Below are 19,489 nucleotides of genomic sequence, written 5' to 3' on the forward strand. Positions count from 1 at the left end.
TTTATTATTTGATCAGGCTGCCTTCGGGCAGCTTTTTTTATAGCGTGCGGTCCAGGTGCGCTACAATAGATTCCACGCTGATCTCCTCCAAACAGGCGTAGTCTTCCCTGAAACAGGGCTTGTCGCCAAAAACCGAGCAGGGGCGGCAGGTAAGTTCTTTTATTTCAAGGACATCACTTTCGCTTTGGCCATAGCCCAAAAAACCTGCATAATGGTGGGTGCTGCCCCAAATCGAGATGCAGCGGGTACCTACCAGACTTGCCAGATGCATATTGGCCGAGTCCATGGAAATCATCACCTTTAGCCCAGATATTCGTTCGAGCTCCTCTTTTAACGTTAACTTTCCCGCAAGCGAAGTGCATCCCGGAATAAGCGATTCCCACTCTTCAAGCTGCTGCTGCTCCAGGCCTTTGGCTCCGAAAAGATAAATGTGCTCGCTCGTTGAGAGCCGGCGCGCCAGCTCAAAGGTTTTTTCCAAAGGCAGCATCTTACCCTTATGCTGGGCAAAGGGCGCAAGACCTATACCTTGCCGACTGAGCACTGTACTTTCCAAGTTATGGGAAAGTGAAAAGTCAAAGCCCAGCGCCCGAAATACATCCGCATAACGCTCGGTAGTAGGCTTTAAGGGGCGAAACTTCTTATCCCACAACCGAATAAGTTCTTTCTTTTCTTCTTTGCCTTTATCTAAAATACTGGTCTTATACCCCTTAAAACTGAAAAGCGTGGTAATGGTTTTGGTGCGGATCACATCGTGCAGGTCGGCAATAAAGTCCGGCTTGAACTGCGATTCCAGAAGGGAGAAAAGAGTTAAGAGTCCCTTAGGGCCTTTGTAGTGGTCCAGGTTCACGCCATGAAACTCCAGCCCGCCTATACCCTCAAACAAAGGAGCAAACTGCCTACGGGACACCATAACAATCTGGCAGTCGGGATGCTGCGCTAGAAACGCTTTTACTACCGGAACGATCATTGCCACATCGCCAAAGGCAGAAAATCGGTATGCTAGAATTCGTTTCAAGACTTAATCTGGTATGCCACCGCGTAAAACTTAATCTGCTTGGTCATGGCCATCAGCCCGTTGGCGCGGGAGGGGGAGAGAAATTCCTGGAGACCGATTTTGGAGATAAAATCAAAATCCGAACTAAGTATTTCCTCTGTGGTATGTCCGCTGTACAGGGAAACAAGCATCGAGACGATTCCTTTGGGCAAGATGCCGTCGCTGTCGGCATTAAAAAAAAGCTTGCCGTCCTTAAATTCTGCGTCGATCCACACCTTGGACTGGCAACCCTTGATTAAGTTGGCATCGGACTTCTTCTCAGCCGGCATCCCTGCAAGGGATTTGCCTAAATCAATTATGTATTCGTATTTAGCCTCCCAGTCTTCCATAAAACTGAAGTCTTCAATTAGCTGCTGCTGCTTTTCTTTTATAGTCATAATACTTGGGGGTTACGGACCTTTTCCTGGATTATTTTTTCAGTAAGTGGTATCCCTGGATCACGCAAAGTAATGCATTGGGTATGATGATGGGCCACAGCCATCCGCTAAAGATGCCATACACTACAAAACAGATACAGCCGATCATATTGACCAGTCGGATTTTCTGTAAATCTTTCAGTACAAAACTTAGGACAATAAATACTGAGGCAGCATACCCAAAATAACTGGCGGTTTCAGGGCTCATAAGATAAAAATTAAAGCGCAAAGGTAAACATTTACAACAGGATATAGAAAATTGGTGTGACAGAAAGTCATCACAGGGATTTTGGTAAAGTATTTGTAACTTTGAGTATACCGCGGTTGCTTTTGACCGCGCTAATATGCTAAAAGATTATGGATTATAAATTTTCAGAAGGCCTGGACCGGGTCTTCAAACAAAGCAAAAGCGAAGTACGGCGGTTGAAAAGCGAATTTTTAAACACCGAACATTTACTGCTTGGTATTATCAAGACCGATAATTCGGCGCGTGATATACTTCAAAATTTAAATGCGGACCTTACCCAGGTGCGCCGGAAGATTGAGACCATGAGCGCCAGCTCCTTAAGTGCTCTACAGGATGCACCAACCAGCATTTCTTTTACTAAAATGGCAGATCAGGCCCTGCGCCGTGCAGAACTCGAGTGCCGCCAGTATAAAAGCTCCGAAATCAATACCGTGCATCTCTTGCTCGGCATTCTCTATAAATACGAAGACCCTACGTCCAATATTCTAAGCGCCTACGATGTAGATTACGAAAAGGTAAGCAAGGAATATCTGACTATGCTCAAAAACTCGGGCGAGTCTCCACGTATGAGCGCCTACGACGATGACGAAGAGAAAGAAGAATACGGACAGATGCGTAAGCCTGCAGGCGCGCTGGGTACCGGAAAAAGCAAGACCCCTACGCTGGATAATTTCGGAAGGGACCTCACGGCCCTGGCCCGCGACGGAAAACTCGATCCGGTCATTGGACGTGAAAAGGAAATCGAGCGGGTCTCGCAGATTCTTTCCAGAAGAAAGAAAAACAATCCCTTACTGATCGGAGAGCCCGGTGTGGGAAAATCCGCCATCGCGGAAGGCCTTGCCCTTAGAATACACCAGAAGAAAGTTTCCCGCGTCCTCTACGGCAAACGGGTAATTACGCTGGATTTGGCCAGTCTTGTGGCGGGCACCAAATACCGCGGACAGTTTGAAGAGCGCATGAAGGCTATTATGACCGAGCTTGAAAAAAACCGCGACGTCATTCTCTTTATTGACGAGCTGCACACAATCGTGGGTGCAGGAAGCTCCACCGGTAGTCTGGATGCCTCCAATATGTTCAAACCTGCACTGGCCCGTGGGGAGATCCAATGCATTGGAGCCACCACCCTGGACGAATACCGACAGTATATAGAAAAAGACGGCGCTTTGGAACGGCGTTTTCAAAAGGTGATGGTAGAACCTACCACCATTGAGGAGACCGTTTTGATTTTGAACCAAATTAAAGACAAATACGAAGACCACCATAACGTCACCTATACCGACGAGGCTATTCAGGCCTGCGTAAATCTGACCTCGCGCTATATTACCGACAGGTTTCTTCCCGACAAAGCGATTGATGCAATGGACGAGGCCGGGTCCCGCGTATACATTAAGAATATGAAGGTTCCGGTGGAGATCATCGAAAATGAGAAAAAGATTGAGGAGATAAAAGAGCTTAAACAGAAAGCGGTAAAAGCGCAGGACTATCTGGAAGCCCGTAAATTGAAAGACGAGGAAGAGCGCCTCTCTATGGAGCTGGCCTCCGCGCAGGAGCAGTGGGATAAAGATGTGAAGGAAAAAAAAGAAGTGGTTACGGAAGAAAACGTAGCCGAAGTAGTTTCCATGATGAGTGGTATTCCTGTTACAAAAGTAGGTAAAAATGAGCTGGACAAACTGGCCCATATGGACGAGAAGCTAAACGGTAAAGTAATTGGGCAACAGGAAGCCGTAAAGAAAGTAGTTAAAGCCATCCAGCGAAACCGTGCTGGACTGAAAGATCCCAACCGCCCGATTGGAACCTTCATATTTTTAGGGACCACAGGGGTCGGAAAGACCGAACTTGCCAAGGTAATGGCCCGGGAATTATTTGATTCCGATGAGGCGCTCATTAGAATCGATATGAGCGAGTATATGGAAAAATTCGCGGTGTCGCGTTTGGTGGGTGCGCCTCCAGGATACGTAGGATACGAAGAAGGGGGACAGCTTACCGAAGCAGTGCGCAGAAAACCCTATGCGGTGGTGCTTCTCGATGAGATCGAAAAAGCACACCCGGATGTCTTCAATATCCTGCTGCAGATCCTCGATGAGGGCCACGTTACGGACAGTTTGGGAAGAAAGATTGATTTCCGCAATACCATTATTATTCTAACCTCCAATATTGGAACAAGAGATCTTAAGGATTTTGGGGACGGGGTAGGTTTTGGAACCACCGCCAAGAAATCCACCAGCGATGCCCGGGCACGCGCCACGATCGAAAGCGCACTTAAAAAGGCGTTCGCTCCGGAATTTTTAAACCGTATCGACGATATTGTGATATTCAACGCCCTCGAACAGGCCGACATCCGTAGGATCATTGACCTGGAGCTTAGTAAGCTCTATGCCCGCATAGAAAAACTGGGATATAAGATCGAGCTCACCGATGAAGCCAAGGATTTCATTGCAGAGAAAGGCTGGGACAAGGATTTCGGAGCCCGTCCACTGAAACGCGCCGTGCAGAAGTACATTGAAGACCTTATCGCAGAAATGCTTGTCAATAAGCAAATCAAAGAGAAGGAAACCATCGTGCTTAAGGTGAATGAAACCCAGGACGGTCTGGAGAAACTTGCCGCTCCGGGGAAAACCAAAAAAGAAAAAACAACCTAATGCCAACCACCTGCCTACCTGGGCAGGTGGTTTTTTACTAATGAACGATAAGTCCAAGGGTCGGGGAAGTCTTTTCAATACCGTAAATCCCTACAGCACCTACCACTTGGAAGAGGAAGCGGCTGAGTGGGAACCGGTACAGACCAAATACCATCCTGTAGAGGCAAAAACCATTGTCAATCAGGTTTCGAGCCCCGATCTTAATTTCGAGTACTCGCTGAATCCCTACCAAGGGTGTGAGCACGGCTGCGCCTACTGTTTTGCGCGGCCTACGCACGAATACTGGGGCTATTCCGCTGGTCTGGACTTTGAAAGCACCATACTGGTAAAGGAAAATGCCCCCTCTCTGCTTGAGGCCCTATTTACGAAAAAGTCCTACGTTCCGAAAACAATCATGCTCTCCGGTAACACGGACTGCTACCAGCCTATTGAACGCAAGTTGGGACTGACGCGCGCACTGCTGGAACTTGCCCTTCGCTACAAGAATCCGGTGTCCATCATTACAAAAAATGCCCTAGTGCTGCGGGATCTGGATATTCTCTCAGAGCTTGCAAAGCACAATTTAACCTACGTGACCTTAAGCATCCCCACGCTCGATGAGCCGCTACGGCGGGTAATGGAGCCGCGGACCTCCACGGCGAGCAATAAGATCAAAACCATTCAGACCCTCTCCGCCCACGGCATACCCGTGCACGTGATGGTTGCTCCCATCATTCCAGGCCTTACCAGCCACGAATGCTTGTCCATTCTGAAAGCTTCCTCGCAGGCCGGCGCACGTTCGGCAGGTTATGCGTTATTAAGACTTAATGATACGGTAGAGCCGGTCTTTTCCCGGTGGATCGAGACGCACTTTCCTGATAAGGCCCGCAAAGTACGTAACCTGCTAAAAGACTGCCGCGAAGGGGAAGTCTCTGAAAAACGCTTCTTTATACGCACAAGAGGATCGGGTCCCGTAGCAGAGGCCATTGCGCAGAGTTTTGCACTGGGAAGGAAAAAGTACTTCCAGGACCGAAAAAGACCTCAGCTCACTACCACCCTGTTCGATCCCTCAGGAGGCACCCAGCTGCGTTTATTTCCTTAAAGAAATAGCCCCCGGGAGTACTTTCCCAGGGGCTATTTAGTGTATAAGGCTCTGTTTTACTTAATGAGACCTAACTCCACGAGCCTTTCGTGAAGGAACTCCCCTGCGGTGGTATCTTCATAAAGCTTAGGGTGGTCCGCATCCACACAATTCTCCAAAGCATCCAGTTTCATTTCACTTACCGGGTGCATGAAAAAAGGAATGGAGTAGCGTGAAGTGGACCATAGCTCCCTGGGTGGATTCACCACTCGGTGGATCGTGGATTTAAGCTTATTGTTGGTATGCCGCGAGAGCATGTCCCCTACATTGATCATAAGCTCATCGTCCTGAGCAATGGCATCGATCCATTCTCCTTTATGATTCTGTACCTGAAGACCTTTACCCTGCGCTCCCATCAGAAGCGTAATGAGATTGATATCTCCGTGGGCAGCGGCACGTACCGCGTCGTCCGGCTCCTGGGTTATAGGAGGGTAATGGATTGGGCGCAAAATCGAGTTGCCCTCATGAATATAGCCATCGAAGTAGGTTTCCTCCAGGCCCAGGTACAGTGCCAGAGCCCGAAGTACATACTTACCCGTCTTTTCCAGATTTTTATACGCAGCCTCGCCCACGGTATTGAACTCCGGAAGCTCCGAAACATATACATTGTCCGGATATACCTCGCGGTACTTGGAATCTTTCTCCAGGTACTGGCCAAAATGCCAGAATTCTTTCAGGTCTGCCCTTTTGAACCCTTTGGCTGTTTCTTTACCAAATCCCACGTATCCGCGCTGTCCGCCGATTCCTTCAATTTCGTATTTTTTCTTGGTCTCCTCCGGAAGGTCAAAGAACCTCTTCACCTCCTGGTACAGGTCACCGACGAGCTTCTCGTCTAAAAAGTGTCCTTTCAATGCAACAAATCCTATTTCTTCGTAGGCTTTTCCGATTTCATTTACAAATTTTTGCTTGCGTGCCGGGTCGTCCGACAGGAAATCACGCAGATCCACACTTGGAATTTTGTTCATTTTGCGAGTATTAAAAGAGCAAAGATATGTTTTTTTGCAGGAGTCCACTGGACCTGCAAATCCTAAAAACCCCTACCTTTGTAAAATGAAAAAATACTCATCCAAACGGAGTATACAAATCCTCTCCCACCTACTTCAGCAGTACGGCATTTCCAATATTGTGCTCTCTCCCGGATCACGCAACGCACCCTTATCTATTCATTTCGGTGAAAACGACTTCTTTAAGAGCTATTCTATAGTAGATGAGCGAAGCGCCGCATTTGTAGCACTGGGTATGGCGCAAAGCTGCGGTGTGCCCACCGCAATATGCTGCACCTCGGGTTCGGCAGCCGCAAACTACTATCCCGCGGTAACGGAAGCATTTTATCAGAACATTCCTCTATTGATTTTAACGGCGGACCGGCCCACCGAATACATAGATATTTTTGACGGACAGACCATCCGCCAGCGGGAGTTGTTTCAGCAGCACTCCTACGGGGACTTTCAGCTCCTGGAAGACTCTGATCCGGATGCCCACGAGCACAACTGGCAGACAGTGCGCAGCGCCATTGAGCTCTGTCTGGAAAAGAGTGGCCCGGTGCACATCAATATCCCCCTTTCCGAGCCCCTATACGAGCTCACCACGGAACTTCCCGTGTTCCCAACCATTGAGCCGCAGACCAAAAAACCGTTCCATGAACTAAGCTCCACACTTACCGCCCAGTGGAATACCTCCCGGCGTATCCTTATTCTTGTCGGGTCGCAGGCGCCCAATAAGGATTTGGAAGCACAACTTGCGCAGCTTGTGAAGAACCATTCCGCAGTGGTTCTCTCCGAAGTCCACTCCAATCTTTCGCACCCTAAGTTCTTTAGGCATATAGACCGGTATATCTATAATTTTACGCCCCAGGAGTACGCTTTGTACGCACCAGACCTACTGATCACCGTGGGACAGAATGTGGTATCAAAGAAAGTCAAGCAATTCCTTAGAAAATCAAATATATCCCAGCATTGGCATGTGGATCCGTACTGGCACCCGGACACCTATTTTGCTCTTACCGAGCGCATAAAAATGGCGCCCGAACTGTTCTTCAACAAGCTTCTTTCTACAATCAATCTGGAGCCCTCTCCCTATTTTACCCTATGGGACACGCTTCGCACGTTCAAGGATGCGCTCCATGAGAACTTCACTAAGAACGTAGAATTCAGCGATCTTTATCTTTTCAGAGAATTGGCCAAAAGTATCCCCCAAGACTATGTCATTCATTTTTCAAACAGTTCTGCCATTCGCTACGCACAGCTCTTTGAATACCCCCAAAAGGTGTATTGCAATCGAGGAACCAGCGGAATTGATGGATCCACCTCCACCGCAATGGGCTTTGCCTGTAAAAGTGCGCATCCGGTCCTACTTATAACGGGCGACATTGGTTTTTTCTACGATATTAATGGTCTGTGGAATAATTATATCCCACCCTATACCCGTATTATTATCTTCAACAACTCGGAAGGCAATATCTTTAAAATCATCCCGGGTCCCGACCAGGCCAACAGCAATATTCTGGACGAATTCATAGCCACGCGGCACCAGCTTAATGCGGAGCTGCTTGCTAGGCACTACGGCTTTGGATACGTACGCGTGGAAGAGGAAAATTCCCTGGAAAGAGTACTGGGCAGCTTTTTTAATCCCTCAGAGAAACCCCAGATATTAGAAGTAGACACCGCAGAAGCACCCAACGCGGAAATTCTAAGGTCTTATTTTAAGACTCTGGGATAAAAGCTATCCAAGAAGCATCTCTACGGGATACCGAAGTGGAGAATCCATTCCGTTAAGTGCATTGATCAGCCTAAAGTGCGTGAAGCCCTTAAGATCATTAAGGTGAATGCTCTGCGTTGCAACGGCTCCATCCAAGAGTAATCTTCTGCGCATCACCCCCCCGAGTAGGTAGCGGCTGGGGGTAAACCAGCCGGTTCCGTCAAAGAATACCACATTGGAAAAGATAGAATCAGTCACAAAACCCTCTTGTGTGAACAGTACCTGCGTTTGGATATCCGGCTGGAAGGACTCCAGCTCCCTGCGGTCCAAAAATTTGTGCGGGTAGGAAAGCTCCGGAACTTCGCGCACGATAAACTTCTCAAAAGTAGGGGGCGCGTAGGGCGCTACAGTATAGGAGGTTTTAATCTCTTTACCGTACACCAGGCGCAGTTTGAAAAGTCCCTGGGAAGGAAGAATCACCTCCTTAAGAACTTCCTCCAGCAGCACTTTACGCCCCGGCATAAAAGCGCGTACTGCCCGATCCACTCGCTGTTGATGCAGTTCGAGATTGTGGACCACGCCGCCCTCTACTCGTATACTTTCAAGAAATTGGTACATAAATCTTATTTATCATTTCCTGGTACTCGGAGGCCGCCGTACTCATTCCGGTAATACCCCCTCCGCTCTTGAAATAGAGTGCTCCGTGGTGCTGCTCCATAAAGCGTATCATTACGCAGGAATCGAGATTTTCTCCGTCAAAATAGCCGCAAACTCCCGTATAAAAACCCCGCGCGTAGTTTTCCGCCTCCTTTATGATCTCCAGGGTCTTGTCTTTGGGCGCACCCAGAATGGATCCTGCAGGCAGCAGTCTTGCAATCAGCGCGCCGATACGCTTGTCGTATTCCGGCTTGACTCTACCTACAATTTCAGAGCTCATGGCATAGAGGTTCTTGCGGTTGGTTTTTATAAGGTCTATCTTCTGAAAATGAGCTACTTCCACCTCGTTTGCTACCATACTCAAATCGTTTCGAAGAAGGTCTACTACTGTGTAATGCTCTGCTTTTTCCTTTTCGTCGCCCCGCAGCAGCTCCATTGCATTAGGCAGCGCCGCGTCTATGGTTCCTTTCATCGGATAGGTGGAAATACGGCCGCCTTCCACCTGAACAAACGGTTCAGGGGAGAAAAAAAGAAAATCGTCTTTATACCGGACTTTATAGGTGGCCTCGGCAAGGGAAAAAAGCTCCTTAAAATCCAGCGTGCACTGAATGGGAGTGCAGCAGGTATAGTTTACCAGGTAGGAGTTGCCCTTCTGTATATGGTTATGGATCGAAGTAAAACCTTTTTCGTATTGAGTAAAGGACTGTGGAAAGGACTGTAAATCAAGTGATTTGCCACTTGGAGCGGGGGTGTTTTCGGGGTAAGAAAATCCCGGAAACCGAACCCATATATCTTCCCCCACAAGCGCTTCACGGGGATACACAAGGACTTGCTCCAAAAGAAAATCTACAAAAAAAAGAAAGGGACGTCCCGCCAGGGAAAGCTCGTCCATTCTTGAAAATTGCGTAGTAGGGTCCATACTCACCTGGCAAAAATATATATTTAAAGCGTACTTTTGCACAAAATCAATCCAATACATGCATACCGGAAGTTCCACTCCTGTAAAAACACACCAGATTCTCAAAAAAGCATTTACCTACTGGGGCAGAACCATAGTCTACCAGCTCCTGTTCAGTCTTATTAGCCTGTCAGTATTTCTAAGCATTGGCTACTACGCGGCATTGCGCTACGGAGTACTTGATCTTTATTTAGGTCTGTCTGAGAAGCTTCAGCAGGGCATCGAGCAGTACCAGCAGGGCGTGCAGGAGATGATGAGCCAGCCGGGATTTATGAATTTTTACTGGATTATGGTAGCCACTGCCGTATTTCTCTACCCTTTAAACCTAGGCCTTTTTGCAGTGTACCGTAAACTCGACACCCAGGAGCGTCCGAAGGTAAGTGATCTGTTTTTGGGCTATGCCGGTAAGAACTTCTTCATTTTTGCCAGCTTCTACCTCTTCTGGCTTCTGATTTATATCTACACCGTCCCTACCATAATCCTTGCGGTAGTATGGGTCCTTATCACCTTGTTCTCCGCGCCCCTAATGTTCTTCTTGGACAAGAAGATGCTGGAAACCCTCTCGCTCAATTACAAAGCACTGAAACGTTTTCCCATGGAGATACTGCTGTGCTGCATGGTGGCCGTCCTTTTCAAATACGGGGGCATATTTACTATTGTGGGGGCGCTCTTTACCTATCCGTTCTGGAACGCTATTATCTATTCCCTGTACAGCAGCCTATTTAACGAAAAGCCGGAAAATTAATCCCTGCGTTACGATTTTATAATTAAATTTGTTTAAAACTCGTAACTATGGAAATACTCAATCAACCAAACCCTATCCAAAGACCGGAGCGAAACTTTGGAAGTGTGCTCTCCCACTCGTTTGAAATCTACAAGGGAATCTTCCTGTACGCTCTTCTTGCGATGGTGCTTTATGTGGTGGCCAGCTTTGCCATTCAACTGCTTTTTGGAATCGATTCCCAGTCGCTTGTAGAGCAAATGGGTGAAGACCCTGAAAGCATCACCCTGGAGCGTATTTTAGAGATTGAGGGTGTAGGATTATACTACGGAGCTTCCGGATTAATGGGTATACTCATCGCGCCCCTCTTTGCAGGTCTTATTTATATGGCCGATAAATACCAGCGTGGAGCAGCCCTTACCACCAGTGATCTCTTTTACGGATACCGGCACAACACGTTAAATATCCTTATCTACTCGCTGCTCTCCACGGTACTTATATCCATAGGTTTTGCCCTTTGCTTTTTTCCAGGGATTCTGATTGCGCCTCTTTTTATGTTGGGGTATCCCTTACTGGTCCTTAAAAATGCCAACGCTATGGAAGCACTGCAGCATTCCTTTACCATTGCAAAGCAAAACTACGGGTCGTTTCTTGCCATTACAGTGGTAGGCTTTCTGATCAGTATGGCGGGTCTGTTATTCTGCCTTATAGGAATTTTAGCCTCGTTCCCATTCCTTTATGCGGCAATGTATTCCTCGTATCTGGCCTTTGCCAGGGATCCTAGGAGCGTATAGAAATAACAATTTAGTTTAAATATGTAAATATCAGGCGCTAAGGTTGGCTATATTTGCCTGCAGTAACCTTAGTGCCTTAATATATTCTTATGCCTAATAGATACCAGCAAATCAGTGCAGTGAAAATAAAGCAGGTATTTCTGCTTTTGCTGATATGTTCCCTGATTGCCTTAATCGTATATAATCTAGCCTTATTTATTCCCTCTGTACTGGGCGCCCTTACCCTTTATGTGGTATGCCGCAATCTTAATTTTTATCTGCAGGAAGAAAGGGAGTGGAAAAGCCCATGGGCGGCCGCTGCGATAATTATACTCTGTCTGATTGTTTTGATAATTCCAGTGTATCTGCTTGGTGACATGATTGTAGAGCGGTTGGGCGATTCCAAATCGTATATGGAGAAATTCAATGTCTTTCTCAATAAGATCCACGATTATGTGTTCTCCAAAACACGAATCGATTTACTGAGTAAAGACAACCTGGAGGGCATTAAAAACAGCGCCGCCAAATTCTCCACTTCAGCCCTGAGCGGCACCTTCAATACGCTGTCCGTTGTAGCCTCCATGTTTTTTATGCTGTATTTCATGCTGGAGAAACCGCGCGTCTTCGAACGTGTGGTGGCCAATGCAGCGCCTCTGAAAAGAGCCAATATAAATTTAATCGGCGAGAAGTTCCGCAAGCTTGTCATGGCCAACGCGGTGGGGATTCCTGTAGTAGCCCTCGGGCAGGGGATTGTGGCATTGATTGGCTACCTTATCTTTGGTGCGCCCAGCCCAATGCTTCTTTTTGCACTCACTGCAGTAGCCTCCATGATTCCTATTGTGGGGGCCGCCATTGTATACGTTCCGGTAGGGATATTTATGATTGCAGAAGGAAGTACCGGGCAGGGAGTGGGCGTTTTAATCTACTGCCTCATAGCCGTAGGACTTACCGACAATGTTCTGCGCTTCACGCTTCTTAAAAAACTCGAGAATATTCATCCGCTCAACACCGTATTTGGAATTATCATGGGAATGAACCTCTTTGGATTTATGGGACTGATTTTCGGCCCCATCCTGGTCTCCATGACCGTTCTTTTGATTCAGGTATACCGCGACGAATTCAGTACGGACGAAAATGAACTCATTCTGCCTGAGCCTAAAGAAATCGAGGAAAAAATTGACCTTTCCATATGAAACAGGAAAAACCCCACATCCTGATGCGTTTGTGCCAGGAATATATGCCCTACGGCAAATACAAAGGAACCATGTACTGCGATTTACCGATCTCCTATCTGGAATGGTTTTCGCGTAAGGGAATGCCCCAAGGGGAGCTTGGTATGCTGCTCTCCACCATGTACGAGATAAAGCTCAATGGACTGGACTCCCTACTAAGACCTCTTCGTAAAAGCGCCTCGCACAATTAGTCGACCCCGCGCAGAGTCTGAATCTCATCACGTAGTCTTGCGGCCTGTATAAAGTCCAGATTTTTGGCCGCTTTCTCCATCTCCTTCTGCTTCTGCTCAATGATTTTTAAAACCTCTTCCCCGGAAAGATCGGAAACCAGCTGCTGCTTTTCCTTTACGACCTCTCGCTGGGTATAACGCGCGTCCGGAAAATCCTTCGTGCGACCTACAAGGCTCTCCGAAATCTTTTTGTTTATCTGTTTGGGCACAATACCGTGCTTCGCGTTATACTGCATCTGTTTTTCCCTGCGGTAGTTGGTCTCGTCGATAGTAGCCTGCATACTGCGGGTTATCTGGTCGGCATAGAGTATGGCTTTACCGTTTAAATTCCGGGCGGCACGCCCTACTGTTTGGATCATGGCGCGGCGGGAGCGGAGCATACCCTCTTTATCGGCATCCAGAATGGCCACCAGCGATACTTCCGGTAAATCCAATCCCTCCCGTAAGAGATTGACCCCAATCAGTACATCAAAAAGCCCGGTACGAAGATCCTGCATGATCTGAATGCGCTCGAGGGTTTCCACATCGGAGTGAATATAGCGGCTTCGTATCCCTACCCTGGTGAAGTACTTGGTAAGTTCTTCGGCCATCTTCTTGGTAAGTGTGGTTACAAGCACCCTTTCGTCTATTTCTGCGCGCTGCTGTATTTCTTCCATTAGGTCGTCGATCTGATTCAGGGTTGGACGCACCTCAATGATGGGATCTAACAGACCTGTAGGCCGTATAATCTGCTCGATATATTCCCCACCGGTCTTCTCCAGTTCGTAGTCTGCGGGCGTGGCAGAGACGTACACCACCTGGTTCTGCATCTGCTCGAATTCCTCAAACTTCAGTGGACGGTTGTCCATGGCAGCAGGAAGTCGGAACCCGTATTCCACCAGCGCCTCTTTTCGGCTTCGATCGCCCCCAAACATGGCATGCACCTGCGGTACCGTTGCGTGGCTCTCATCAATTACCATCAGATAGTCCTTTGGAAAGTAATCCAATAGGCAGAAAGGACGCGACCCAGGGAGGCGTCCGTCCAGGTAGCGGGAATAATTTTCAATACCGGAACAGTAGCCCAGTTCCTTAATCATCTCCAGGTCCAGCTCGGTTCTTTCTTCCAGCCGCTTGGCTTCCAGAGGTTTCTCAATACTCTGAAAGAACGCCACCTGCTCCACCAGATCGTCCTGGATTTGACGTATGGCCCCTTGCAGGGTTTCTTTCGAGGTCACAAAAAGGTTGGCCGGATAAATCTGAATCTTATCAAAATTAGATATAACCGTCCCGGTTACAGGATCGAAAGACTGGATCTTTTCAATCTGATCACCGAAAAACTGTATTCTGATGCCGTTATCCGCATAAGCAGGATACACATCCACCACATCGCCTTTGACCCGGAAAGTTCCCCTTTGAAACTCATTAAGTGTGCGGGCGTACAATGCGCTCACCAGGGAGTGCAGCAGCTGTGTCCGGGTAATATTCTCTCCGAGCTCCAGCGTTATGAGTGACTTGTGAAACTCGTGCGGGTTTCCAATACCGTAGATACACGAGACGGAAGCCACAATAAGAACATCCCGGCGCCCGGAAAGCAGACTTGCCGTTGCCGATAGCCTAAGTTTCTCTACCTCCTCATTGATACTTAGGTCTTTCTCAATATAGGTTCCCGTGGTAGCTATATAGGCTTCGGGTTGGTAGTAATCGTAGTAGGACACAAAATATTCCACCGCATTGTTGGGAAAGAACTCCTTGAACTCCATATAAAGTTGCGCTGCAAGAGTCTTATTATGGGCAAGAACGATTGTGGGTCTTTGGATATTATTGACCAGGTTAGCAATCGTAAAAGTCTTACCCGATCCGGTAACGCCCAGCAGGGTTTGGTATTTTTCACCCGATAGTATCCCTTGGGTCAGCTTTTCAATCGCCTGTGGCTGATCGCCCGTGGGCTTGAATTCGGAGTGGATCTGGAATTCCATACGCGTGTTAGAGTTTGTGGTAACAGTGCACAAAAATACAAAAACAAAATCCGCTTTTTCAGAGCGGATTTTTTAGTTATTAATCTTTTATAAATTCCCGCATGTCTGGGATAAAGAGGCCCTTTGCTGGGTTCATCGGCTTGGAAAGTACCTTAAGGCGGTCCACCTGAAGCACCGAACGCTTGGTGGAGGCAAAAGTACTTTGTCCCGTGATCAGTTCCAGTGCTCTTTTAAGCTCCGGGTCCGTAGTCACTCCAAACTCTCCTATTTTACCTATCCATTCGTAGGGATGTACCCGGTTACCCTCTGAAGGTAAGATGCCGGGAACCACGTCCCCATTGGTGTACCTTACCGTTGGGTGCGGATCCTTGTCCTTGTTGTAGTAGGCGAAGGTAATGGGCTGTAGTTTCCAGTTGTGGTTCTTATTGCGGTTCTCGTAACTCAAATAATCCTGCGCCGGAGAGTCGTACAGCGTATTGGATCCTACAAATTTCCCAACCGTGGCGTACCCAATGGTAGTTACGGGAATGTATTTGTTTAAGCTGACCACAGTTAGTTCACTTGCCGAAGCGGTTTGGAACGATACCAGGGTGTAAAGACGTGGCAGGTTCAAACTGTTTATGGTCTGCGTCTCTCCGGTACGCTCTTGATTACCATTGTTTATCCGGTAAATGTCAATAGTGGCTTTAAGATTGTCAAAGTCGTCGTAGGCATTGTGTTTGGAGTTGAAATCCAAAAACACGTAGGGCTGACCGGTGTATCCTCCCGTTACCATTTGCCCCAGACCTAATGCGGTAGTAAGCGAGCCTCCGCCGTTGTAGCGAAGATCCAGGATTAAATCCTGCACCCCGTCGGTTTTCATTTTGCCAAATACTGCGTTGAGCTCATCATTGAAATCAATTTTAAACCCATTGTATACCAAGTAGCCAATTTTACGGCCCGAAATGTTAAACACCTGATAGTGCGCTATGGGATTTTCTTCAATACTGGTTTTGGAAATTGCAATATTTTCCGCTTTGTCGGTGGTTGTTACAACATAAGCATTGTTAACAGTAGCCACCGCAACAGTCTCTGCCCGGGTGACGGTAAAGGAACCGGAAAACAAAGATCCGTAGTTACTGGCAGTAAGATACGAACCGTTTACTTTCGTGATTACATCTCCGCGTTTAATGCCCTTCTGGTCCGCACTGGAGTTAGGCACCACGTAGTTCACTAAGGCAACATACAGATTGGAGCCTCCGCCTTTTGGGAAAAGCGACACCTCAAGCCCTGTTAAATCTTCAACCTCTGCCACGCGGGCGGAAGAGTTGATAATTTCATTGTTGTTCTCTATCCAGGAAAACTGATCGGTGTTTCCGTAATCGTACAGAAGCTCGTAAAATAACTTGTCCGGCGTCTTGCCGTTGATAAACATGGCATAGTCGTTGGGCGTCTTGAAATAATTATCCGCAAGAACCGGCACTTTATCCTGCCAGTAGTACCAGGAATTCATAGCCTTGTACACGAAATTATTAATGGGATCCGGGGTGATTGTTGCTACCGGAGGAGGGGGCGTAGGCGCGGGAGTGGGATCATCATCTCTTGAACACGAAACGGCCATCAGAAGTACTGTAAAGGACAGTAACCCGAATTTTTTTATCTTCATTTTTTTGTTAGCTTTGTAAGTATATTCCCAATTTTTCGTAAAAATATGAAATTCAATCTTATAAAAAACGGATTTTTATTAGCAATTACTTTTGCTCTAATTTCCTCATGCACAACAAAAGGTCTACCAAAAATAAAAAACGCCCAGTACACTACCTACAATTTTGATCAGGAGCGAGGCTACCACGTAGAATTTGACTTATCCCATGATTCAATTCTGCCGCAGAGTGTGGTACTGAACCGTATCAAACAGCCCGTTCCTCCGGAAGCCAAAGAGGGCCTTCATTATAAAGTGAATGTGATTTCGCAAAGCAGAAAAATCTTCGGATTTAAACCTACTGTGGTAGATGAAGAAAATGGAATTTACTTTAAAACCGACACGGCCGAAGTATTCAAGAAGGTAGAGTTTAAACCTGCTAAATAGTAAAATGTAAAAACGCACATATGAAAAGTATAATTTTAATACCTGCCCTACTGCTCTCTTTTCTGCAATTAGGGTGCAAGAACGGAACTGCGACAACCGATACGGGGAAAATTCCGGATCTGGAATCCAGTGGCCCCGAAACAGCTTCCCGAAACACCGACTTTGCGCCTGCTTTTGATGGCCAAACGCGCGTAAAGGGAATCAAAACCAGCACTGCATTTGAAGTAGATATCCTGGCCCAAGACCTGGGGCGTCCGTGGGCGGTGGTGAATCTGCCCGACAACCGTCTGCTAATTTCAGAGAAATCGGGGCACCTACTAATTGTTTCTACCGACGGTAAATCAAAGAAAAAAATAACGGGAATGCCCCAAGTGGACGCTAATGCGCAGGGCGGACTGCTGGATGTGGCACTGGACCCGTCCTTTGCTACCAACCGTATCCTTTATTTCTCGTATTCAGAGCCCTACGGAGGTGTGAACCATACTGCTATCGCAAAAGCCAGGCTCTCCACAGATGAGTCGCGGGTTGAAGACGTACAGGTTATATTCCGAGCTACGCCGTCCTACGCCGGAAGGCTCCATTACGGTTCAAGACTGGCGTTTGATAAACAGGGCGCTCTGTATGCCACTATAGGCGAACGCTCCGACAAGCCGATGCGGGTGCTGGCACAAGATCAAAGCACCTATCTGGGAAAAGTACTGAAGCTTACCCAAGATGGAAAAGCCTATCCGGGTAATCCGCAAATCAGCGGCTGGAAACCGGAAATCTACTCCACCGGGCACAGAAATCCGCAGGGGCTCGCTATACATCCTGCAGACGGCAGTATTTGGGAATCCGAAATGGGTCCTCGCGGAGGGGATGAAATAAACCGAATTCAGCCGGGAATGAACTACGGCTGGCCTACTATTACCTACGGTGAAGAGTACAGCGGACTTACCATTGGAGACGGTATTAGCCAGAAGGAAGGACTAGAGCAGCCGGTTTACTTCTGGGACCCTTCAGTATCGCCAAGTGGAATGGATTTTTACACAGGTTCAATCGCTGAATGGAAAAATAATCTCATGGTGGGGTGCCTTAGCGGCGAAAAAATAATCCGACTGAAAATTGAGAACAATAAAGTCGTTGGCGAAGAATGGCTTCTTGAAAATTACGGTGAGCGTTTCCGCGATGTATTAAGCGGCAGGGACGGACATCTCTACGCAGTGACGGACAGTGGTAAACTCTTCCGCGTACGCGCAAAGTAAATGAGAATTATTAGCAAAACGCCTCCAAGTGAGGCGTTTGTTATTTTGTTTTCTTTACTCCGTGGAAATCCTTCAGATAAAACGGTTCGAAGTACGCTACATCTTCAAACTGCTGCAGAGTAATTCGCTCTACGGCAGGGTCCACCAAATATCTGGAGCTTGGATAAACCTCGGATAGAAATGTGCTGTCCTGCTGCACTAGCAGTTCCTGCGCTTTTTTAGCGCCGTCCCCAACAAACAGAATCTTTTTACCCTGGTACTTTTCAAAAGTGTTTTCGCTGAGAATCTTATTGGTTGTGGGCTCCAGGACCTTGCCCGTAGCGCCATCGTACGCTGCAGTGTAGACTTCCATCCGGCGGGCGTCAATTAAGGGAATAACCACATCGTACTCCTTTCCTAGGAACGGATGGGCCAAGGTGGCTATGGATTCACTGGCAACCAAAGGAAGTTCCAATCCAAAGCAAAAACCCTTCGCTGCAGAGGCTCCTATACGCAGTCCCGTATACGATCCTGGGCCTTTTCCCAAACTGATAACATCCAGGTCTCTAAGGGTTAAAGATGCGCCCTCTAAAGCCCACTCCACAAAACGGTGGAGTTTTTCACTCTGGTTTAAACTCTCAGAGATTTCTTCGCATGTAGAAAGCAGTGTTTTGCCCTCGGATATGCTCACAGAGCAATTGCGCGACGAAGTCTCAAGATGCAATATTTTCATACTGCAAATTTACATATTTCGAAATAAGGTTCGGGGTTCGCTCTGCGCTTTGGGATAAATGGTCAGATCCGAAATCGTGACATGCTCCGGGGCATTTACACAGTAGGAAATAGCATCCGCCACATCCTGGGCAAGCAGCGGTTGGTAGCCTTGATAAACAGCCTCTGCACGTGCTAAATCGCCCTTAAACCGCACATTGGAGAAATCCGTCTGTACCGCGCCCGGCTGAATATTTGTTACCTTCACGCCGAATTCGGTAAGCTCCAGACGCATTCCTTCAGAAATGACATCTACGGCGCGCTTGGAAGCGCAGTACACTACCCCGCCCGCGTAGGTCTGCCGGGCAGCAACGGAACTTAAGTTCACAATATGTCCTTGTTTTTTTTTCTTCAATACAGGAATTACCTGCTGGGAAACATAGAGTAGTCCTTTCACATTACCGTCCAGCATGGCGTCCCAATCCTGGGCATCCCCAGATTCGAGTGGGTCGAGCCCGTGGGCATTCCCCGCGTTGTTTATAAGAACATCGATGGAGTGCTTTAAATTCCCTAAGCGGTCAAATGCCTGGACAACCTGATGCCGGTCCCTGACATCAAAAAGAAGGGTTTCCACCTGGGTTTGCGAAGAAAGGCGCTGGGCAATAGCTCCTAAACGTGCACTGTTTCTTCCGCAAAGAATGAGCCTGTCCCCAAGGGAGGCAAACGTTTCCGCGCATGCCAGCCCAATTCCCGAGCTAGCACCCGTTATTACAATGGTACGTTGCATA

Annotated in this window: 19 protein-coding genes; 9 read left to right on the forward strand and 10 right to left on the reverse strand. The window is 47.7% G+C overall.

Going from position 1 to position 19,489, the window contains the following annotated elements; translation table 11 throughout:
- Positions 1-37 precede the first annotated feature (37 nt).
- The 3 genes from IC612_RS06585 to IC612_RS06595 are packed head-to-tail and all read right to left on the reverse strand — an operon-like array spanning position 38 to position 1,678.
- The gene (locus IC612_RS06585; RefSeq protein WP_228512909.1) at positions 38-1,015 is read right to left on the reverse strand and encodes a glycosyltransferase family 9 protein; all 978 of its coding nucleotides are present in this window, start codon (positions 1,013-1,015) and stop codon (positions 38-40) included.
- Positions 1,012-1,431 carry a SufE family protein gene (locus IC612_RS06590; RefSeq protein WP_194739388.1) on the reverse strand — a complete coding sequence of 140 codons (420 nt, stop codon included), beginning with the start codon at positions 1,429-1,431 and terminating at the stop codon, positions 1,012-1,014. Before IC612_RS06590 ends, IC612_RS06585 begins: the two co-directional genes overlap by 4 nt.
- 31 nt (positions 1,432-1,462) lie before the next feature.
- Positions 1,463-1,678, reverse strand: coding sequence for a uroporphyrinogen decarboxylase (locus IC612_RS06595; protein ID WP_194739389.1), 216 nt, complete (start codon positions 1,676-1,678; stop codon positions 1,463-1,465).
- Positions 1,679-1,827: 149 nt separating this feature from the next.
- On the opposite strand from IC612_RS06595, the gene IC612_RS06600 reads away from it, so the two are divergent.
- Positions 1,828-4,356 (forward strand): ATP-dependent Clp protease ATP-binding subunit, encoded by a 2,529-nt coding sequence (locus tag IC612_RS06600; protein ID WP_194739390.1) that lies wholly within the window; start codon positions 1,828-1,830, stop codon positions 4,354-4,356.
- A 40-nt stretch (positions 4,357-4,396) separates the two neighbouring features.
- Positions 4,397-5,437 carry a PA0069 family radical SAM protein gene (locus tag IC612_RS06605; RefSeq protein ID WP_194739391.1) on the forward strand — a complete coding sequence of 347 codons (1,041 nt, stop codon included), beginning with the start codon at positions 4,397-4,399 and terminating at the stop codon, positions 5,435-5,437.
- Positions 5,438-5,493: 56 nt separating this feature from the next.
- Here IC612_RS06605 and IC612_RS06610 read toward each other — a convergent pair whose 3' ends face one another.
- On the reverse strand, positions 5,494-6,441 hold the full coding sequence (locus IC612_RS06610; RefSeq protein WP_194739392.1) for an isopenicillin N synthase family dioxygenase: 948 nt from the start codon (positions 6,439-6,441) through the stop codon (positions 5,494-5,496).
- 85 nt (positions 6,442-6,526) lie between these two features.
- Between IC612_RS06610 and menD the strand changes: the two genes are divergently transcribed.
- The gene (menD, locus tag IC612_RS06615; RefSeq protein ID WP_194739393.1) at positions 6,527-8,194 is read left to right on the forward strand and encodes a 2-succinyl-5-enolpyruvyl-6-hydroxy-3-cyclohexene-1-carboxylic-acid synthase; all 1,668 of its coding nucleotides are present in this window, start codon (positions 6,527-6,529) and stop codon (positions 8,192-8,194) included.
- Positions 8,195-8,197: 3 nt separating this feature from the next.
- On the opposite strand, the gene IC612_RS06620 is transcribed toward menD, so the two are convergent.
- Both IC612_RS06620 and IC612_RS06625 read right to left on the reverse strand, forming a co-directional pair.
- A complete protein-coding gene (locus IC612_RS06620) occupies positions 8,198-8,791 on the reverse strand; it encodes an aminotransferase class IV (RefSeq protein WP_194739394.1) in 594 nt (197 codons plus the stop codon).
- Positions 8,775-9,722 carry an aminodeoxychorismate synthase component I gene (locus IC612_RS06625; RefSeq protein WP_194739395.1) on the reverse strand — a complete coding sequence of 316 codons (948 nt, stop codon included), beginning with the start codon at positions 9,720-9,722 and terminating at the stop codon, positions 8,775-8,777. The genes IC612_RS06620 and IC612_RS06625 overlap by 17 nt, the downstream gene beginning before the upstream one ends.
- 85 nt (positions 9,723-9,807) lie before the next feature.
- On the opposite strand from IC612_RS06625, the gene IC612_RS06630 reads away from it, so the two are divergent.
- From IC612_RS06630 to IC612_RS06645, 4 genes are all read left to right on the forward strand, one after another.
- Positions 9,808-10,533 carry a hypothetical protein gene (locus tag IC612_RS06630; protein WP_194739396.1) on the forward strand — a complete coding sequence of 242 codons (726 nt, stop codon included), beginning with the start codon at positions 9,808-9,810 and terminating at the stop codon, positions 10,531-10,533.
- Positions 10,534-10,580: 47 nt separating this feature from the next.
- Complete coding sequence (locus IC612_RS06635; protein WP_194739397.1) at positions 10,581-11,303, forward strand: beta-carotene 15,15'-monooxygenase; 723 nt, start codon at positions 10,581-10,583, stop codon at positions 11,301-11,303.
- Positions 11,304-11,392: 89 nt separating this feature from the next.
- On the forward strand, positions 11,393-12,475 hold the full coding sequence (locus IC612_RS06640) for an AI-2E family transporter (protein WP_194739398.1): 1,083 nt from the start codon (positions 11,393-11,395) through the stop codon (positions 12,473-12,475).
- The gene (locus tag IC612_RS06645) at positions 12,472-12,705 is read left to right on the forward strand and encodes a DUF3820 family protein (RefSeq protein ID WP_194739399.1); all 234 of its coding nucleotides are present in this window, start codon (positions 12,472-12,474) and stop codon (positions 12,703-12,705) included. The genes IC612_RS06640 and IC612_RS06645 overlap by 4 nt, the downstream gene beginning before the upstream one ends.
- Here IC612_RS06645 and uvrB read toward each other — a convergent pair.
- Positions 12,702-14,699 (reverse strand): excinuclease ABC subunit UvrB, encoded by a 1,998-nt coding sequence (gene uvrB, locus IC612_RS06650; protein WP_194739400.1) that lies wholly within the window; start codon positions 14,697-14,699, stop codon positions 12,702-12,704. The genes IC612_RS06645 and uvrB overlap by 4 nt on opposite strands.
- A gap of 79 nt (positions 14,700-14,778) precedes the next feature.
- Positions 14,779-16,344 carry a S41 family peptidase gene (locus IC612_RS06655; protein WP_194739401.1) on the reverse strand — a complete coding sequence of 522 codons (1,566 nt, stop codon included), beginning with the start codon at positions 16,342-16,344 and terminating at the stop codon, positions 14,779-14,781.
- 45 nt (positions 16,345-16,389) lie between these two features.
- On the opposite strand from IC612_RS06655, the gene IC612_RS06660 reads away from it, so the two are divergent.
- Positions 16,390-16,767, forward strand: a complete 378-nt coding sequence (locus IC612_RS06660) for a hypothetical protein (RefSeq protein WP_194739402.1) — start codon at positions 16,390-16,392, stop codon at positions 16,765-16,767.
- Positions 16,768-16,787: 20 nt separating this feature from the next.
- On the forward strand, positions 16,788-18,011 hold the full coding sequence (locus IC612_RS06665; RefSeq protein ID WP_194739403.1) for a PQQ-dependent sugar dehydrogenase: 1,224 nt from the start codon (positions 16,788-16,790) through the stop codon (positions 18,009-18,011).
- Between the two features lie 40 nt (positions 18,012-18,051).
- Here IC612_RS06665 and tsaB read toward each other — a convergent pair whose 3' ends face one another.
- Together tsaB and IC612_RS06675 are read right to left on the reverse strand one after the other, a co-directional pair.
- Positions 18,052-18,723, reverse strand: coding sequence for a tRNA (adenosine(37)-N6)-threonylcarbamoyltransferase complex dimerization subunit type 1 TsaB (gene tsaB, locus IC612_RS06670; protein ID WP_194739404.1), 672 nt, complete (start codon positions 18,721-18,723; stop codon positions 18,052-18,054).
- Positions 18,724-18,732: 9 nt separating this feature from the next.
- Positions 18,733-19,488, reverse strand: coding sequence for an SDR family NAD(P)-dependent oxidoreductase (locus IC612_RS06675; protein WP_194739405.1), 756 nt, complete (start codon positions 19,486-19,488; stop codon positions 18,733-18,735).
- Position 19,489 lies beyond the last annotated feature (1 nt).

Source organism: Planobacterium oryzisoli (assembly GCF_015354315.1).
In the GTDB taxonomy this organism is placed as follows: Bacteria; Bacteroidota; Bacteroidia; order Flavobacteriales; family Weeksellaceae; genus Planobacterium_A; species Planobacterium_A oryzisoli.

Bases quoted from the DNA above. Each gene is read 5' to 3' on its own strand.
- IC612_RS06590 (WP_194739388.1), bottom strand. From the start codon at position 1,431: ATGACTATAAAAGAAAAGCAGCAGCAGCTAATTGAAGACTTCAGTTTT.
- IC612_RS06595 (WP_194739389.1), bottom strand. From the start codon at position 1,678: ATGAGCCCTGAAACCGCCAGTTATTTTGGGTATGCTGCCTCAGTATTT.
- IC612_RS06600 (WP_194739390.1), top strand. From the start codon at position 1,828: ATGGATTATAAATTTTCAGAAGGCCTGGACCGGGTCTTCAAACAAAGC.
- IC612_RS06605 (WP_194739391.1), top strand. From the start codon at position 4,397: ATGAACGATAAGTCCAAGGGTCGGGGAAGTCTTTTCAATACCGTAAAT.
- IC612_RS06610 (WP_194739392.1), bottom strand. From the start codon at position 6,441: ATGAACAAAATTCCAAGTGTGGATCTGCGTGATTTCCTGTCGGACGAC.
- menD (WP_194739393.1), top strand. From the start codon at position 6,527: ATGAAAAAATACTCATCCAAACGGAGTATACAAATCCTCTCCCACCTA.
- IC612_RS06620 (WP_194739394.1), bottom strand. From the start codon at position 8,791: ATGTACCAATTTCTTGAAAGTATACGAGTAGAGGGCGGCGTGGTCCAC.
- IC612_RS06625 (WP_194739395.1), bottom strand. From the start codon at position 9,722: ATGGACGAGCTTTCCCTGGCGGGACGTCCCTTTCTTTTTTTTGTAGAT.
- IC612_RS06630 (WP_194739396.1), top strand. From the start codon at position 9,808: ATGCATACCGGAAGTTCCACTCCTGTAAAAACACACCAGATTCTCAAA.
- IC612_RS06635 (WP_194739397.1), top strand. From the start codon at position 10,581: ATGGAAATACTCAATCAACCAAACCCTATCCAAAGACCGGAGCGAAAC.
- IC612_RS06640 (WP_194739398.1), top strand. From the start codon at position 11,393: ATGCCTAATAGATACCAGCAAATCAGTGCAGTGAAAATAAAGCAGGTA.
- IC612_RS06645 (WP_194739399.1), top strand. From the start codon at position 12,472: ATGAAACAGGAAAAACCCCACATCCTGATGCGTTTGTGCCAGGAATAT.
- uvrB (WP_194739400.1), bottom strand. From the start codon at position 14,699: ATGGAATTCCAGATCCACTCCGAATTCAAGCCCACGGGCGATCAGCCA.
- IC612_RS06655 (WP_194739401.1), bottom strand. From the start codon at position 16,344: ATGAAGATAAAAAAATTCGGGTTACTGTCCTTTACAGTACTTCTGATG.
- IC612_RS06660 (WP_194739402.1), top strand. From the start codon at position 16,390: ATGAAATTCAATCTTATAAAAAACGGATTTTTATTAGCAATTACTTTT.
- IC612_RS06665 (WP_194739403.1), top strand. From the start codon at position 16,788: ATGAAAAGTATAATTTTAATACCTGCCCTACTGCTCTCTTTTCTGCAA.
- tsaB (WP_194739404.1), bottom strand. From the start codon at position 18,723: ATGAAAATATTGCATCTTGAGACTTCGTCGCGCAATTGCTCTGTGAGC.
- IC612_RS06675 (WP_194739405.1), bottom strand. From the start codon at position 19,488: ATGCAACGTACCATTGTAATAACGGGTGCTAGCTCGGGAATTGGGCTG.